The sequence below is a fragment of the Njordella aestuarii genome, from assembly GCF_056494165.1.
Map to the genome: position 1 here is coordinate 1,267,361 of NZ_CM151397.1, position 17,255 is coordinate 1,284,615.

General features: G+C 52.0%; 14 protein-coding genes. 6 read left to right on the top strand and 8 right to left on the bottom strand.

Annotated elements, in window-relative coordinates; translation table 11 throughout:
* The first annotated feature begins 240 nt into the window (after positions 1 to 240).
* Positions 241 to 2,127, top strand: a complete 1,887-nt coding sequence (locus SH451x_RS04970; RefSeq protein WP_479361340.1) for a GMC family oxidoreductase N-terminal domain-containing protein — start codon at positions 241 to 243, stop codon at positions 2,125 to 2,127.
* Between the two features lie 9 nt (positions 2,128 to 2,136).
* Here the strand turns inward: SH451x_RS04970 and wecB are convergent, their stop codons facing one another.
* On the bottom strand, positions 2,137 to 3,303 hold the full coding sequence (wecB, locus tag SH451x_RS04975) for a non-hydrolyzing UDP-N-acetylglucosamine 2-epimerase (RefSeq protein WP_479361341.1): 1,167 nt from the start codon (positions 3,301 to 3,303) through the stop codon (positions 2,137 to 2,139).
* Positions 3,304 to 3,436: 133 nt separating this feature from the next.
* On the opposite strand from wecB, the gene SH451x_RS04980 reads away from it, so the two are divergent.
* On the top strand, positions 3,437 to 4,996 hold the full coding sequence (locus tag SH451x_RS04980) for a S1C family serine protease (protein ID WP_479361342.1): 1,560 nt from the start codon (positions 3,437 to 3,439) through the stop codon (positions 4,994 to 4,996).
* Positions 4,997 to 5,011: 15 nt separating this feature from the next.
* Here the strand turns inward: SH451x_RS04980 and SH451x_RS04985 are convergent, their stop codons facing one another.
* Positions 5,012 to 7,681, bottom strand: a complete 2,670-nt coding sequence (locus SH451x_RS04985) for a hypothetical protein (RefSeq protein WP_479361343.1) — start codon at positions 7,679 to 7,681, stop codon at positions 5,012 to 5,014.
* 724 nt (positions 7,682 to 8,405) lie between these two features.
* Here SH451x_RS04985 and SH451x_RS04990 point away from each other — a divergent pair.
* The gene (locus SH451x_RS04990; protein WP_479361344.1) at positions 8,406 to 10,172 is read left to right on the top strand and encodes an outer membrane protein assembly factor BamB family protein; all 1,767 of its coding nucleotides are present in this window, start codon (positions 8,406 to 8,408) and stop codon (positions 10,170 to 10,172) included.
* A gap of 35 nt (positions 10,173 to 10,207) precedes the next feature.
* On the opposite strand, the gene SH451x_RS04995 is transcribed toward SH451x_RS04990, so the two are convergent.
* The 3 genes from SH451x_RS04995 to SH451x_RS05005 form a co-directional block, all read right to left on the bottom strand.
* On the bottom strand, positions 10,208 to 10,495 hold the full coding sequence (locus tag SH451x_RS04995) for a hypothetical protein (RefSeq protein ID WP_479361345.1): 288 nt from the start codon (positions 10,493 to 10,495) through the stop codon (positions 10,208 to 10,210).
* Positions 10,496 to 10,799: 304 nt separating this feature from the next.
* On the bottom strand, positions 10,800 to 11,165 hold the full coding sequence (locus tag SH451x_RS05000) for a hypothetical protein (RefSeq protein ID WP_479361346.1): 366 nt from the start codon (positions 11,163 to 11,165) through the stop codon (positions 10,800 to 10,802).
* A 225-nt stretch (positions 11,166 to 11,390) separates the two neighbouring features.
* Positions 11,391 to 12,137: a DNA alkylation repair protein gene (locus tag SH451x_RS05005; protein WP_479361347.1), complete on the bottom strand. Its 747-nt coding sequence runs from the start codon at positions 12,135 to 12,137 to the stop codon at positions 11,391 to 11,393.
* Positions 12,138 to 12,239: 102 nt separating this feature from the next.
* On the opposite strand from SH451x_RS05005, the gene SH451x_RS05010 reads away from it, so the two are divergent.
* Both SH451x_RS05010 and SH451x_RS05015 read left to right on the top strand, forming a co-directional pair.
* Positions 12,240 to 12,941, top strand: a complete 702-nt coding sequence (locus SH451x_RS05010) for an HD domain-containing protein (protein ID WP_479361348.1) — start codon at positions 12,240 to 12,242, stop codon at positions 12,939 to 12,941.
* 94 nt (positions 12,942 to 13,035) lie between these two features.
* Positions 13,036 to 14,097, top strand: coding sequence for a hypothetical protein (locus tag SH451x_RS05015; protein ID WP_479361349.1), 1,062 nt, complete (start codon positions 13,036 to 13,038; stop codon positions 14,095 to 14,097).
* 11 nt (positions 14,098 to 14,108) lie between these two features.
* Here SH451x_RS05015 and SH451x_RS05020 read toward each other — a convergent pair whose 3' ends face one another.
* From SH451x_RS05020 to cobA, 3 genes are all read right to left on the bottom strand, one after another.
* A complete protein-coding gene (locus SH451x_RS05020) occupies positions 14,109 to 14,465 on the bottom strand; it encodes a translation initiation factor (RefSeq protein WP_479361350.1) in 357 nt (118 codons plus the stop codon).
* A 77-nt stretch (positions 14,466 to 14,542) separates the two neighbouring features.
* Positions 14,543 to 15,166, bottom strand: a complete 624-nt coding sequence (locus SH451x_RS05025) for a DUF502 domain-containing protein (RefSeq protein WP_479361351.1) — start codon at positions 15,164 to 15,166, stop codon at positions 14,543 to 14,545.
* A 74-nt stretch (positions 15,167 to 15,240) separates the two neighbouring features.
* On the bottom strand, positions 15,241 to 16,794 hold the full coding sequence (gene cobA, locus SH451x_RS05030) for a uroporphyrinogen-III C-methyltransferase (RefSeq protein WP_479362881.1): 1,554 nt from the start codon (positions 16,792 to 16,794) through the stop codon (positions 15,241 to 15,243).
* Positions 16,795 to 16,989: 195 nt separating this feature from the next.
* Here cobA and rpsT point away from each other — a divergent pair, with 195 nt between their 5' ends.
* Positions 16,990 to 17,253: a 30S ribosomal protein S20 gene (rpsT, locus tag SH451x_RS05035; RefSeq protein ID WP_479361352.1), complete on the top strand. Its 264-nt coding sequence runs from the start codon at positions 16,990 to 16,992 to the stop codon at positions 17,251 to 17,253.
* The last annotated feature ends 2 nt before the right edge of the window (positions 17,254 to 17,255 follow it).

Genomic DNA, 17,255 nt, shown 5'->3' on the forward strand with positions numbered 1-17,255 from the left:
CTTAACTTCGGATTGAACCGGTTAGGTAAGCTATTGCGATGTGGTTGTGCGACTGCCGCGTTTAAAACAATAAGTGTTAGGCTGTAGCAGTCAGGGGTAATTGCACGATTGAATTCAGTGTCCACTCAAGGAGGGATTCAGCTAACTGTTACAAACTGACGAACCGATGGAATAAAGGTTACCTGCAAATTAGCGACTAGACCAAATCGACTGCAAGGATGCAGTCCAGGGCCACGATGCATGGATGCCGAAAAGAATACGAACTCACCGAACGATATTTCCCGCCGACGATTGCTGCAGATTGTTGGCGGAGCAACTGCGGCGGCGACTGCAAGTTCCGCTGTTGCGGGGGGAACCGCTAGCAAAAAATCGCACGATAATTTGCTTGGACGATTTCGGTCCGGCGATTCCGAATATAAGCGTGCAGCCCGGTCGGACTATGCCCGGAATATGCAGCAGTTCGGTGGAGCTCTATCTTCGACGACTCCTCCTGATCTAATCGCTCCGCGTGGTTGCCCCTGGCAATACGACATCTTGATCGTCGGTTCGGGCTACGGCGCGTCGATTACCGCGGCGCGTGTGGCGCAGCAGATGCGCCCAGGTGTTAGGCTCGCAGTTCTCGAACGTGGTGCCGAATGGATACCAGGCGACTATCCCGATGCTATTCGTAAGGCTTCGGGCGAAGCACGCCTAAAACCGCTTGGTCTCAACCGCCGCAGCCCTCTCAATCCTATCGGTTTGTACGACGTTAGGCAGACAGACGAATTGATGATCGTCGCTGGAAGTGGGCTTGGTGGATGCTCTCTTGTTAATGCTAATGTTGCCCTGCGGCCAGACCGCGAAGTTTTCATGCAACCACAGTGGCCTGTCGCGTTGCAAGACCGCGATGTGCTTGAACCTTACTATGAACGAGCGGCGTGGGAACTCGGAGTCCAAGTCGATCCGCTCGATCATACTCCCAAGATGCGAGCGCAACGGATCGCTGCAGAACGATTGGCGGATATTGGATGCCACTTCGAAGCGGCTGCTTTGACAATTACACGTTCGTCTGCCGATCCGATGCTCCCGGTTCTGAATCGCCAACGAATGCTGCAGCGAAATTGTATTGACTGTGGCGACTGCATGACGGGCTGCAATGTGGGAGCAAAAAACACATTGGCGATGAACTACCTGCCAATCGCTCGGCGACACGGAGCGATGCTCTACAGCCAGTGCGAAGTGCAAAAGATACATCCACGCGATGGGCATTACGTCATCGAGTATCTGCATCACTGCAAAGGGCCTGCTGGTGACCTGCTCACGACTCGTCGCTTCGTCACCAGCCGTGTCGTCGTCCTTGGAGCAGGGAGTCTCGGTTCCACAGAAATTTTGCTGCGTTCGCAACAAGATGGTCTTTGCTTGTCTCCAACTCTTGGTTGTAGCTGGACGGCCAATGGAGACGCGCTAGGGTTCGTCGATAACTCGGAACTATGTACGCAAGTTGGCGGTACATCCGCTTATCCAAGTGAGCATCGGTCGGGACCAACAATCCAAACGAATTTAACATACCCGTATCGGCCACATTTGCATGATCGCGTTTTGATTCAAGAAGGTGCAGCCGCGAGGATGTACACAAATATCCTTGGCGGCCTTTTCCTAGATCCGAAGTTGGAAAGTACGATGGTTATGCTAGGCATGGGACACGATGGTCAGCATGGTCGTGTTGTACTTCATCCTGATGGTAACGCAAACGTGCTTTGGCCCGGCCTGCTAAAAAGTGCGTATCGAACCAAAATTCGGCAGGAGTTTGCTAATGTCGCAGCAGCTCACGGCGGCAAGTATCGGCATCTTCATCCTCCTCACGATCGCATGATCACAGTTCATCCACTTGGTGGTTGTGGAATGGGCGATAACCCTTTGGCGGGCGTCGTAGATAGCCGCGGACGATTGTATGACTACTCCAGAGGCGGCGACCTAAACCCCACTGGTGAATTCCAGACTCACTCGGGGCTATATGTTTGTGATGGAGCGATCTATCCGACAGCGATAGCGGTAAATCCATTCTTCACTATCGCCGCGATGGCTGAACGCAATGCAGCGCTCTTGTGTAAGCAGCCTGAGTACTCAGATCTTTTCAACCATTCGTAACGGGTTAGTTCAACACAAATCACGTTCCAGTATCGCCCGGATACGACCTGCTGATTTACCATCACCATACGGGTTGCTTAACTGCGAACGACGTGCGTATTCGGCTTTATCGCGCAGCAAGATCGTTGCTTCAGCGACAATTCTTTCAATCGATGTGCCCACCAGCCTGCAGGTTCCTGCTTCCACGGCTTCGGGTCTTTCGGTCGACTCACGCATGACCAGCACTGGTTTACCCAACGAAGGGGCTTCCTCTTGAACGCCGCCAGAGTCGGTTAAAATGAATGTTGCATTGTCCATCAAGTACACAAAGGGGCGGTATGCAGCAGGTTCTATCAATGCAATATTCGGATGGCTCGAGAGTATCCTCTGCACAGGCTCTCGCACGTTGGGATTTAGATGCACGGGGTAGAGGACTCCAACGTCAGGGAAAGTATCAACGATCTTTCGAATTGCCATGCAAATGTCTTCGAAGCCTGAGCCAAACGACTCGCGCCGATGTCCTGTCACCAAAATCCATTGCGAATCGGGATTGTTTACAAATCGTTCGGTGAAATCGGACGGAATTTTTAGGTCAGCCAAACAACTGCTAGCAGTTTCGACACTCTGGTGCACTTGATTGCGCATCCACAACAGTGCATCCACCACCGTGTTTCCCGTGACGTGAATCGATTTCGGATCGATCGATTCCCTTAACAAGTTCGCTTGCGAAGTCAATGTCGGGCAGAAGTGCCATCGCGCCAGCGGACTTGTCAGTCGACGATTCATTTCTTCGGGAAATGGTGAAGAGATCGTGCCTGTCCGCAATCCAGCTTCGATATGCCCGATGGGAATCTGTTGATAAAACGCGGCTAGCGCAGATCCAAGAACGGTGGTGGTATCGCCTTGAACCAACATCGCATCGACGGGATTCTTTTGAAGCCAACCTGTTACGGCGTTGATCACTCGCCCCGTAAGCTCAGGAAGAGTCTGGCCCGGCTGCATCAAGTCTAGATCGGCGTCTGGAGTGAGGCCAAACACATCAAGGGTCTGGTCGAGCATCTGCCGATGTTGAGCAGTAGCTAACAAAACTGGCTGAAGCAGATCCGATTTCGATAACTCAAAATAGATCGGCGCGATTTTGATTGCTTCGGGACGAGTTCCCGCGACTAAGGCGATCCGTTTTTTCGGGAGGGTCATACGTTTTCATGTGGTAGATGAGTGACAATAGCTCTAAGATAATTGCAAAAACAAGTTTGCGAACGGTTATCTGATCAAAACGTCAGTGAAAATGCACTGCTCTCCCGCCGGTAACTCTCAGATTGGAATGTTCATGAATTCATTACTCGCAGGGAAGTTAGCTCGAGTTGGCCTTTTGGTTATGCTCGCGTTCGGTCGTGCGGCTGTTGCCCAAGACACGACTCCAATGGATGAGCAGACTCGAGATTTTCTTGGAGCGATGGAGCACACGCTACAAAGTATCGCGGCCGATTTTAATCCCAGTATCGTAAGCATCGCTTGTATATCGAAGAATCAAAGACGAAGTTTGACGGAAATTGACCCGATTCAAAGCCAGCGGATGAGCTACTTCCAGGCAGCCCCAAGTGACCCAAGCTATATTGCGGCACGATATGCTTCCGGAATTGTCTGGGATGATCGAGGATCGATCGTCACGCCCTATAGCGCTTTGGGAAACCCCAATGATCATGAGTATTTGGTCTGGAATAAAGGCCTCTTGGCAGGCGCTCAACTGGTTGGGTTGCAAGCGCAAGTGATCGCGGGGGAACCTTATACCAATCTTGCAGTACTCCGTGTTGGAGACGAGAAGTTCGCGCTCAACGCAAAACCAATCCGCGACTATACGTTTAAAGATGCCGTTCCAGGTTCGATTTGCGTTCGCTTGACTAGTCCTGGAGCGATTTATCGCGATGGCCAATCGGCCATCGACTGGGGGATTGTCAGCGGCGTTCATCGATCTCTCGAATCGAACAACCAGCAACCGACAGAAGGGCGACCGACGGAAGGTGTTGATCGAAGCACGATTTATGCACACGGATCTTTGATTCATACTACTCACGTGGACTATCTCGATGCAACGGGCGCCGCACTATTCAATCTTCAGGGCGACTTTGTCGGCATCACTATCGATAGTTCTCAGATGCAACAGCAACATATGCCGGGAACTTTTGCTTTACCAGCGAACAAGACACTGCGCAGAATCGTCGACGCTCTTGCCCAAGGAAAGCTCCCCGCCTTTAGCTTTATGGGAATTCAGCCTGGCGAAGTGAACTCAATTGACCGACGGCGAAATATTCGCGGTGTTGCTGTCGAAGCGATCATTCCTGGTATGCCAGGCGAGTCGGCTGGAGTTCGCGTCGGAGATGTGATTACTCATATCGATCAACGGGAGGTGGAATCGAGAAACGCAATTTTTCGAGAGCTTGCAGCATACGCGCCAGGGGATACCGTTCAGCTGTCGTTGCTGAGGCCGCGTGGCAATGAAATTATCTATGCTGATGCCAGCGTCAAACTTAGCAAACGCTACGTTGTTACCAACCGGCCCGCTTTTTCGATAGAGCCAGATACCAAGTGGCGAGGTGCATTGATTGACTACATTACTGCGTTTCCGCCAGATTTGTTGTTCCAGCAGCTACGCGGCTTCAACAAGTTTTCTGCAGATTCGATCGCTGTAATCGATGTCGATCTCGGCTCGCCGGCGTGGGCAGCTGGCCTGCGAACCGGCTCGCAAATAGTCGCAGTCAATGGTCGACCGGCAACGTCGATGGAGGACTTTTTGCAAATGGTTGGTTCCGAGCAAGCGGGCGTTACTTTGACTTTGCAGACCGTCGATGGCCAGCAGACGACAGTCACGGTAAAGCCCGGTTCCAATTAGTTCAAGTTGCGGTGCTTATTGGGCAGGCACATCAAGTGGTTTGACGGAAAATCGGTTCCACTCAATCTTTCCCGAGCTATGCAACTTTCTCCACTGTGCGAGCGCTTCGCTAGTTACACGATCGGGCTGATACGCGTATTCTCGACCGGTGATCGAAGCTAGTTGATGAATCCCTAGCACGCGTTCGTCGAGGAATGAACTGGAGAGGGCGTCGATATACGGCTGAGCTCCACTAGCCATCGCCAACATCTTGGCATCAGGCAATGTCATCAGCGAGAGCAAACGTGAGCCGCGGGGAGGATCATAGGCATTAAGCGATTTTGCGAGTGAGTTTCGATATTCTTCATCGATCCCCAGCGACTGAACGACAGCGTTGATAATCAGAGTTCGGTGTGGGCGGGAGCTAGACTGATTTAGAATTCCGTCGCTACCGAAAATTGAATCGTAGCGTCCCAGCAAAGCCAACGTTCGCGCCGCCAGTGCGGCTGTCTCCGCTCGCCTCAATTTAGTGGCTTCCTGCAACACAGAGATCAGGTCCAGTCGAGCCAAGGCCTCATTTCCATCAACTGCGTCTCCACGTAGCTCGGGTGGAAGAGTTTGTAATTCCAAGGCTAGGTCTTCTGCAGCCCCGCTATCGATGGGACGTTCAATGCTGGTGCGGTACCACCAAGGCACTTCGGCCAACGTGTACTGTAATTGGCGTTCGTGATTGATAAATGCAACCGCCTGTCCTTCCCCGCAAGTTTCTGCGTCTGACCAAGATAGTCCACTCTTTGTCCGAACATCCATGCTTCCCGCAACGCATGCAATCGTTACAACGGGCACTACGAACGGTTGGTCCTCTTCAGCGTCTGCATTCGGACTGACCAGCACGCCCGCATTTTGGAAGTACTTTAGTTCTACGCTTGCGATCGCCGAGGGCGAGTCGAGCTGGATTTTGTAGTCGGCATTTTGAATTCGCAACACTACAGCGCTGCAGTCCGACGAGGCGTGAAGCAGCGCGCGTCCTAGTCTCAAACGCACATAAGCGATATTTTTCTCAGCGCCTTGTTCGCCTTGCATGTCCGTCGCCGATGCAACCACCCATTTAAGGCCCGGTTGAATGCGAACTTCGGTGCGATACGCGTTGGGTACGATCATGCGGTCTTCAATTGGCAGCGCTTCAGCAACATTCATCAACCGTAATTTTTTCTCAACAAAGCCGCCAACTGCGGGCTCGGGAGATACGTTCGATAACGACATAACTATTGCAGCCGCAGAATCTTTGGTCTCGGGCTGCCATGATAGCTGTGAAGCTGTCGCGACTTCTCCAGAGTTTTCACCGCTCGTTGCACTTTCCGGTGAAGGGATCGGTGGCGGCGCGTTGGAAGTCATTGCGATTGCACCCTCCTCGTTCGATTCATCAGCGGCCGCGGGGCTGGGCGGAGCTACCGAAGCTTCAGCAATCGGCGGCGCTACATCACTGCTAGTGATCATTGCACTGCCGTCGACAGTCGCCGGAACATCGGAAGCGATTGAGCGGGTTAAATCGCTCTCGGGTGTGAGCGGTGGAGCGGCATCAGCCACGGAGATCTCGGCATCGACCTTGTTACCGTCCACACTGGCTTCCGACGAAGCTGTCGAGACGGATTCTCCAGTGCTTTCAGGCTCGGGGGAAATATTTGGTTGGGGAATTGCGCCGTTTAGAAGTGTAGGTTCTCCTGCCAGACTGGATGGTGGAACGGGAGATGCATCGCCTACAACGATTGGGGTGGAATCAGAATCCACTGCAACCGCGTCGGTGGACGGGATTGATTCAGTTGACACATCAGAACTGGGCGATGTTGCAGAGAACAAAGCGGCGATCTGATCGATCGGTCCAATCGAATAGAAGGCTACTGCGAAAAGAGCCACGATCAACAACGATACAATCACAAATTGTGACAGAACTCCTTCCGAGCGATCTCGCAAATATTCTGGCACAGCGTTGGTACGATCGTCTGTTAGATCAAGCCCCTGAGTGGCTAGATTTGCGGTGTGTATGGCGCTGACGGGAGCGCTCGTTTGCTCTGTCGGCATCCCGCGTGACTCTGACTGGGTTTGAGCCACTGCGTCGCTGCTGTGGGAGCTATCAAACCGCAGATTCTTGCCTTGCAAGTTACCGGACAAGGCGGAGCGTGAATCGATTGCACCCAAGTCACTGCTGCCGACTTTCCCATTGGTTCGGACACTATCTGGCTGCGAAGCAGGTATCGGTACGACAACCGGCGGGATTTCACCAGCAACTGGATCGTCGGACGATTCGGCCGCGACGGCTTGCGTCGTGTTCCGAATCTGACGAACTCGTCGGCGAAGCGTTTCGGAAACCGAGATTGGCTTTGTAAGTACAACCGAAAGAATCCTATGAACCGCTGCCACTTCAATCAGTTGAGCGTCATTCTCAAAGCAAGTTTTCTCAAAATGCGGCAATTGGTCTGGCGACATGGTGTTATCGAGATATTCGGCAACCGTGTTAGCGTCCTGTTCGCTGGGCCGTGCTGTTGTTGCTGGGCTTCCGAGATCTTTGCGGGCCATTCCATGATCGATCCGTTCCATCGTATTTTGCGCGATGCGGCTTTCACGGATCTTAGCTTCCAAATGCTGAGATTCTTCAGTGGGCAGAACGCCGTCGATGTAAGCCAATAAAGTTCGCAGCGTTAGTCTCATCGCAATTCCACCGTCTAATTTCGAGTCGATACGTGTGTGTGCCCGCACAATAACCAGTCAAGGCAACCTCTGTCACCAATTTAATAGTGACATTGCCAACCGGGATCCGTGCAAGAAACTGGAACTCTTCGAGATTTTGTCGTACGAATTGCAGAAGCTCATTTGCCGTATCGAACAAACGCCGTCCGTGTTCGAAAGAAATCGTCTTACCCAGTCAAGCGATGATCCAATCGCTGCGTTGAGATTCATTGCTCCACCAAATCAAGCTTTGTGGTGGAGCAATGAGGATCGGGTAGTGCTGAGCAACTCTTTGGCTTGTTTTGATCATGAACCCACCAAGACGAATTCGGTGGTGACTTCGGAGCCATTCAACACCACGCCAGCGTTCGGCCCGGTGCCAATCATTTCCCAGGGCATACCTAGGTCCGCTATGGTACCACTAGTGATTCGGCCGAGCATATCTCGAGCGGTAACGTTGAACGTTCCACCATCAAACCGAACTGGCGTAATGTAAACGGCAGCACGCCGGGGGGCGTTGGCGGTGCAACGCCTGGCGACTTACCGGTTGCTCCCGTGAACAAGGGATTGTCAGAAACATTTGTGAACGCTTTTTTCCGATCGATAAGTTTCTGCCAATGGTGGTTTTGCTTCGATCTGGCTCCCGGTTCTGAAAACGCGTATGATTCTTGCTTTGAATTCGAAGAAGAACTCTGAAGTTAAAGTTATGAACACCGACGCGACATCAACCGAATCTGGCGAGACAATCCTGGCACGCGACGTGTGGAAGAGCCTTCGGGTGTGGCCTGTAATGGTTCTCTTGGCGGTCATGTTGCTTGCCAAGAATATCACTCGAATTGTTGACGATGGGCCTAGCTTTTTGTGGATGATAGCCGGCTTGGGGCCTGCCCTTCTATCCATGCTGATTGTGCTTTGGTGGGTGACTTTCAGCCGCGCTCGCTGGTACGAGCGTGTGATTGGTCTCCTCGGAATACTTGTCTCCCTTGTCATCACGGCGTTCACCGTAGACCCAAGCCTGCACGGCCCTGCTTTTATCGCATTTACGATTCCGGTCGGGATCGTTTTGTTCGCGCTCGCTTTGATTGTGATGCGCAATGTCCTCTCCGTTCGGAGAACTTGGATCGCCCTAGGTTGCGCATTGTTGGGGTTTTTAGTCTCCACCATGCTTCGAACAGACGGCATGTGGGGGAATTTCGCCGTTGAACTCGACTGGCGCTGGAATAAAACTGCGGAACAGAAACTCGTCGAACAGAAGTCCGCATCGGAGAAAGCACCGGTCTTAATCGACGCCGCTGAAGTTGATGCGTCGCTAGCCAAAGCGGAATGGCCCAACTTTCGTGGCCCCAATTATAATAGTACCCAACCGGGCGTGACGATTGATAAGGACTGGGCGGCCAACCCGCCTCGAGAAGTCTGGCGAATCGCGGTCGGTCCTGCTTGGTCATCCATGCTAATCGCTGGAGATCTTCTATTTACACAAGAGCAACGTGGTGATAACGAATCTGTTGTCTGCTATCGCGCAGCCGATGGCCAAGAGCTATGGACTTCCGAAATCGCGTCTCGATTCTTTGAACCACTTGGCGGACTTGGCCCCCGTGCAACTCCGACGCTCGCCGACGATTCGTTATACACACTGGGAGCCGAAGGATGGCTGCAATGCGTCGATGCGACCTCCGGTAAATCAAAGTGGAAGGTCGATCTGCGAAGTGTTGCTGAACGCGAGCCTCCGATGTGGGGCTTTTCGGCTTCGCCTTATGTGAACGAGTCAAGCGTTATCGTTTACGCTGGCGGCGAAGAAAAAGGCATTGTGGCGTTCGACAAAAACGATGGCACCGAGCAATGGTCAGCGCCGTGCGGGAAAGACTCTTATGCCTCTGTGCAAACTATGCGTTTAGATGGCGTCGACTACCTCGCGATCTTGTCGGACGAGGGACTTCACCTCTACGACCCGCAAAACGGAAACGTACAGTTGAAGTATGAATGGAAGCATCAAGGCTATCGATCGCTTCAACCGCAACTCTTGGACGGCAACAAGGTTTTAATTCCGACCGGCATGGGCACTGGAACTCGACTTGTCGAGGTCGCCGAGACAGACGGACAGCTCCGAGCGACAGAGTTATGGACGACGCGCAGGCTTAAGTCGGACTTTAATGACTGCGTGTTGCATCAAGGGTTCGCTTACGGATTCGATGATGGGATATTTGCCTGTATCGATTTGAAAACAGGCGAGAAGGCTTGGAAAGGCGGACGCTATGGGAAGGGCCAAGTCTTCCTGTTGCCCGACAGCGACGCGCTGATTGTGCAGTCGGAAACAGGCGAGATCGTTTTGCTAGATGCGAGTCCTGAAAACGGTCCGAAAGAACTTGGCAAAATTACGTCTATGGTCAGCAAAAGCTGGAATCACCCGGTCGTCGTCGGCAAACGGCTTTACGCCCGTACAGCAAATGAGATGGGGTGCTGGGAGCTGAAGTAAGCCGCAAACCACCCGCTTGGATGCCAGTGACTGCACTACTTCGTTTGTTTCGAGTAATCCTGCATCAAACGTTCCAGCCGTTGGACTTCCCGACGCAGGCGATGCTGCATTTCCAAGACACGTTTGCGGTTCTGGACGGAAGCGTTAATGGTGTGCAGAGCCTCTTGGTCGCGTTCGAAAAGTTCCAGTTCCTTTTCAATGGCATTCTTCGCAATTTCAGCAGTACGGTACTTTTGTACAGTTCGCTCCGCCTCTGATTGCAGTGGATCGTTACCGCAACCAACCGTGCAGGCAAGCAAAAAAATGGTGAATGCAAATCGCATAGTGGAACGTTTCGCAAAACGCAGGTGGTAACCAAAACCGTTACTCAACCATAAACCATAAAACTGCGTCGCGACTGAATTTTGGCTCGCTCAATCGGACTTCCACAGACACGGACAACCCCAGACGTCCAGAAACTAGAAGCGGCTCGCGGCTGTCTTGCTCGCTCGATCGTTGTACATGCGAACACAACTTCGCGGACTCTAGCATGTTTCTGACTGAAAGCGTAACACACGCTAATCGGTCGCGGAAAACACTTGCACAAGAATGCACAAACAACAGCGTTCACGACATTTTGTGCAGCTGTTACGCTCGTCGACCAAACATCGCGATGACGATCGCAAGCCCAATAAGGCCGCCAAGCAGCATCGAAAAGATTCCAAAAACGATGCCAACGATCGCATGTACCGAACCTTTAATCGCAGGATTCTTGCGACGGTTGCGTAGCCCCATGATGCCCAGCACAAAGGAGGCGATGCCAAATGGTACACCCAGAAGAGGGAACAGAGCGACGATCCCGAGATAGTAAGCGATCAACGCGTGAGGGTTCTTGTACGGAATAATCCCTCCGGTCGCGTCCCCTTCGCCCGTGTGCTGAGGCGCACGATACTCAGCTGTCGAACTAGTATGCGCATAAGGGTTCGGAGGCTCCGGTGGGACTGTTTGGCTCATAAGGCTAACTTTCAAAAAATGACTGTCGTTCCTACATGCGTTGTGGAACACATAACCACTGGTTTTACAAGTTGGCTATTTGAAAAACCAGCAGGGAGCTACATCTTTTGTCTGTTTTAATCCCGCGTGGCAACTTCTCTGAAACGATAGTTCGAGTCCTCGGAGAGCCCCGACTATGTAGAGAAAGATATAGAAGCGGCGTTCGCATCCAGCCCGCTCCGCCTGTTATGTCTTTGCCTTCATAAAATACTCTCGTTCAGCAGGGCTTAACTTTTCGATCGCATAACGCAACATGGTGCGAGGCATTCGTGCAGCAAACTTTCTCAGAAAGCTTAACAATTGCTCTTGGTCGTTCTTGCCAACTTCCCGCAGCATCCAACCGACCGCTTTATGAATCAAGTCATGAGGATTATCAAGCAACACACCAGCGATCTCAAACATGTCATCAAATTTTCCTTGCTTGATCGCCGGGAACTGACTCAATACAGCGACTCTCTGGTGCCAAAGATTCTTGGACTTAACCAATCGCTTGACGACTTGCCGCCCAGCAGCAGACTCCAACTGGTAGAGTCCAAGTATCTTGGGTGCTGTGCTATCAACGATGTCCCAGTTGTTAATGCAATCAAGATTATCGAGAAAATAATCGACTAACAATTTCCGTTCGGAAAGCGACGATGCTCGCTCGTATTGGGAAACCAAAATCAAGCCAGCAGTCAGACGGGCTTCATGCCAGTCGCTATTGAACAGGATGCGCAGTTGGTCAAGAGGAAGCGATTGATACTTGCGGGCAATGGCGCGCTGGTCGGGAACTGTTAAGCCCAGGAATTTGTCGCCTTCACCATATTCACCCGGGCCAGTCTTGAAAAAACCTTGCAATAGTTTGGCTTTTACGGGATTCTTTTGCGACGTCAGCGCATCCAGTACGTCTTGAGCGATGTAAGTTTCTGATTTTTCTAGGTCAATCTTTTTCATGCAATTGTTCTTTTAAGCACGACGCGATTCTTAGCCACTTGCAACGATGCAGAGATTGATTCTACGATATGCGTTTCATTGCACGAAGTCGGATAAAATTCAATGGACGCATGGGATAGTTGGTCACGTCAGTGGGATTCAGTGATGCTCGCGGAAGCGAGTGCACTCATGGCCACTGCTGACTCGGGACATGATATCGCACATGTTCAACGAGTGCTGGTGGCGGCGCGGAATATTGGTCGCATTGAACAAGCAGATCCCGCTGTTGTGTTGCCAGCCGCTTGGTTTCACGACTGTGTGAGCGTGCCCAAGAATTCCCCGTTGCGGTCCCAAGCCTCCAAACTGGCAGCTGAAAAAGCAGTCGAGGTACTCAGCAGGATCGGATATCCTGAGAAAGCATTACCAAAGGTAGCGCACGCGATCTTGGCTCACAGCTTTTCTGCCGGTATTGCTCCGGAAACGATTGAAGCTCGCGTGTTGCAAGATGCAGACCGTCTGGAGGCGGTGGGAGCAATCGGTTTAGCTCGATGTCTCATGACTGGTGGCTCGCTTGGACAACCGTTTGTCCACTGCGAAGAACCGTTTCCGATAACGCGCGAAGCAAATGATTCTCTTTATTCGGTTGATCATTTTTTCATCAAACTGCTGCACTTGCACAAGACAATGCAAACAGCAGCGGGCCGAGCCGAATCGCGAAAGCGTACGCAGTTCCTCATGCAATTTTTGGAGCAACTCGGATTGGAACTGAACACTCCCGAAGACGAATTAAAGCAAGCCCTGCAACGTTTTGCGATCGATTGCTAGCGAACACAGAAGATCTGAGAGGGAGGCCTTTCAGGTGTTAATGCGATATAATCAAGCTACAGTTAGAAATCAGTTCAATCTAAGAGGTAATGAAATGCGTTTTAGTTTACGGCAACAAGCTGCATTGATTGTCGCGTCCGCTGTCTTAAGTGTGTTTGGGGCGTCTCCGAACGCGGTCGCAGATCAACCACTGGCCAATGAAGCGGATGTGCTCCACTTGCCACCGCATTGTTCAAGTATGATCGGGCCCGTCGCTGTGTTAGGCGGCATTGATTCGGCAGTTTCCAAACCAACACCGCCGCAAATTTCATCGCCGAAGTATACGCAAGCAAAGGCAACTGAATCAGTTGAACCCGCTGAGCCTTTGATCTTTGATTTAACCGCTCCAAGGCCAATTTATGAAAAGCATTTGATTCAGGACGTTGAGCAATTTGCAGGCAGTGATTCCCATACCTCCCAAGGCGTAACGCAGCCTAACAATGGATATGCCGCACAGGATGCAATGCAGCAAAGGCAAGCGATCGACGCTTGGGACGCGATCCTCAATTCACGTGTCGTTCAGGAGTTCCTGCGGCTGAAAGAAGAAAATATGGAGCTCAAAGCACAGCTCAAAGTTGAAGCTGTGCAAGCCAAGGCGGAGCGAACCATTTCTGAACTTAAGCTTCAATCTCAGCTCGAGCACATCGAACGCAGGGAGCGAGAGACTCAAGAGCAAATGCGTAACTTGGAGGCGAACCAGCGCGAAATGGAGCGGCAGAAAATGCACCTGTCTGAACAAGCGCAAGCAACTGAGATGGAACGTCAGGAGATTAAGAACGAGCGTAATCGTATTCAAAAGAACGATCAACGGCTGGAAAGCATCATTGACGAAAAGACGATGGAGAATCAACGCTTGTCTATGGAACGTGATGAACTGGTGTACAGAATCGAAGAACTAGAGCGGAAGATTGGTGAAGTCTCCCGAGCACGCCAAGAAAAGTCAGAACGAAAGCTGGAGAGTCGCAAGAAGCAGAGAAAGTCGAACAAGTCTGAAGAAGATGAGTGGGACGACGGAGATGGCGACGAAGAAGATGATGACGAAGTCGAAGACGAAGACGACGAAAATGAGGATGAAGAAGATGACGAAGATGAAGCAGACGATGAAGACAATGTCTGATTCATGGCCGTTTAGCCTTTCGTAGCGATTCGGTAACCTGACTCCTTCAGTTGTTGAATCACTCGAGTCTGGTGGTCGCCTTGAACAATCACGTCATCCTCGTCGATTGTTCCGCCAGCCCCGCAACTGTTCTTAAGCTTTACGAGGACTTCCTGTCGTTGTTTGGCAGACCCAGAGAATCCGGAAACAACAGTTACGATTTTGCCCTTTTTGCGCTTTTCGACGCGAACCTTCAACCGCTGATTCTCCGGAGCGACTTCTGGCAATTCAGCTTCCGGTAGCGGTGGGCATTGGCACACCTTGACGTCCAAATTGCATCGATCGCACAAAACTGCTCGTTCCAGTGCTGTCCCGTCAAATAATCCCATAATGGCAACTCAGTGAAAAGCGTTAGTCTCGTTAGCGATGGGAGTTATCGCAAGCGCGTTTAGTGATGCGGTAGCCACTATTTGGCGACATGACGGTCGATTGAACCGAGAAACTGCCTTGAGTTTCTGCCGAGTTGTTCAAGGATTCCAACGGTGTCATTAAATGTTATGCTCGCAGGGCGTATCCGCGACCGTGGCACTAACACAACCGATCCAATCCAAGCATCGGGCGAGCCTGGCAGGTAGACTACCACTGTATCGTCATTCAAGCTGTCGGCTTCAAAGGCGATCCGCTCGCCTTCAGGCATCGTCAGCAGGATCGGTTTAAGAGCGGGACCGCCATGATCATGGTTCAAGTTTCCAGCGAGCAAGTCTTTATAAACGGAGTATTTTGGGAACAGCGTGGAAACTTGCTTTTCAAGCCTGCCTGCAAAGCGCTGTCCAATTGCCCGCCGAGCTAATACTCCTGCGGCGCAACAGATTAAGATTACGACAACAATCGCAGCCAGGAACAGCAGCCCGATACCTAACGCAGAGTTGACTGGAATATAGTCGTGCAGCGGCACTGCGATGGCGGCCACAATGCCATAGATCTGCCCTAGCAGTGCGAGAATCGCGATCATCGGTAGCAAGAAAAAGATGCCGCCGATAATTGTCGACCACAAAAAGCTGAATGATTTTATTACTTTAGCTTGAACCATGTCGGTCTCGAAAAATGCGTTTGTTGCGTGCTTGCAAGTTGCCAATCAGGTTTCAGTTTAGCCGATGCGCGCCGCTACTGTGCGGCGACGATTCGTTCAATTTCGCTAGCGGAAAGCTGCTTGAGTTCACGGATGTAGCGCGCTCCCAGTTGTTCAAGAGCGGCGGAGATCTGAGGCGAGAGCGACATCCAAACTACTTTCGAGCTGAACTCGCTGAACATCGCAAAAGAACTTTCTGCAACCGAAGTGCTCGTTGCAGTAACGAAGATTTCAGGAGACTGTTTTAAATGCGGAGTGGCATGAGGCGGCATTTGTGCAACCGGTCGGCTGACATACGGGACGACAGAATCAAACTTCGCAGTTGTTGCCTGCAGAGCGTCTGGCAGCGTCGTACGAGCTCGATTGGTAGTGACGTTCAGCACGCGTTCGTTACGGACCAGCGGCAGCAGGACTTCAGCCAAGTGTTCCGCATTCAAGTTGTCCTCCAGCACAACATCGCAATTCAAATGTAATTCATCCAACGCCGTTCGAACGGAAGGCCCCACGCCGGCAAACTTACAGTCGCGTATTGCTCTTAAATCAAGTCCTTTGTCAAAAAGATGCTTGAACAAGTGACGGACGCCGTTTGCCGATGAGAATACGATCCAATCGTACGTGTGTATTTGATCCAGTGCTTTGTTAAGTTCAGCAAACTCATCGGAATCGGGGGCGGGCGGCGTGATGCTGATCGCAGGACAAATCACAGTGCTCGCACCTAGCAACTGCAGGGCTTGCGCTAGAGCCTCGTTTTGTCCCTCGGGCCTTGTTAGGACAATCGTCTTGTTAAGCAGTGGGCGATCGCTAAACCAGTTCATAGTGGTATCAAGATTGGCGACAGGTCCGACGATAAAGACGATTGGTGGGCGAAGCTTGGGCGGGCCTTCGATGATATCAGGCAAATTGCCCAGTGTGGTGCGAACGACGACTTGATTCGAGAGGCTTGCGTGGCGAACAATTGCGACGGGAGTCGAGCTCGGCTTGCCAGCGGCAATCAACTGGCCGGTCCAGCGTTTGGTATTGGTGACGGCCATGTACAGCACGAGGGTGCCTGGGAACGCCGCCAGCCCGGTCCAATCCAACTGGTCGTCCGATTCTTGCGTGCCGTCGGTGGCCTGCTGGTGTCCCGTCACGAACGCGACGCCAGACGCCCAATCGCGGTGTGTCAACGGAATGCCAGCGTAGGCCGACGCTGCCGACGCCGCCGTGACGCCTGGGACGACTTCAAAGGGGACGCCATGGGCCAGCAGGAATTCCAGTTCCTCGCCTGTTCGAGCAAAAATCGAAGTGTCGCCTCCTTTTAACCGAACGACCCGTCGGCCCAGTCGAGCGTGCCCTAGCATTTCATGCTCGATTTCTTGCTGGTTCCAGACCCGATCGACGCCGTGCTTTCCGACCGAAATCAACTCGGTCGCGGCCGCCGCATGCTGCAATAAGTCTGAATTTGCCAGGGCGTCATAAAGAACGACATCACAGTCCGCCAGCAACTGGGCGCCGCGCAGGGTCAGCAACCCAGGGTCTCCTGGCCCTGCCGAGACGAGGTATACTTTTCCAAGCGTTTTTGCGTCGGGAATGCTATTTGTAGGACTAATCGCGGTCGCTCGGTCAGGTTACGGGGAAAACAAACGTACTAGATTGCGGAAGTAAACGGAAAAACGCCTAGACAGCGTAGGAAAATGATGCAATTATATGCGCCCTCAAAATCAAGATCCTGCGTCTGGGCTAGATGAAATCTAGGAAACGCGGAACAAAGGTCTACCGCAATTTTGCCATCGTTCTGAAATCTTATGCCAAATACCAAGAGTGCCAAGCGTCGTCTGCGTCAAAGCCAAGAGCAACGTCTGCGTAATCGTGCTGTAAAGTCCGTCCTTCGAAACGCTATTCGCAAGCTGCGAGTTGCTATCGATGGTAAGCAATTGGACGATGCGAAAGCAGCGTTTCCAAAGGTTGCAAAGGCTTTGGACCAAGCCGCAGCCAAAGGCGTGATCCATGTTAACAAAGCGTCACGACTAAAAAGCCGCCTGTCGGCTGCAATTGTCAAAGCCGCTTAGTT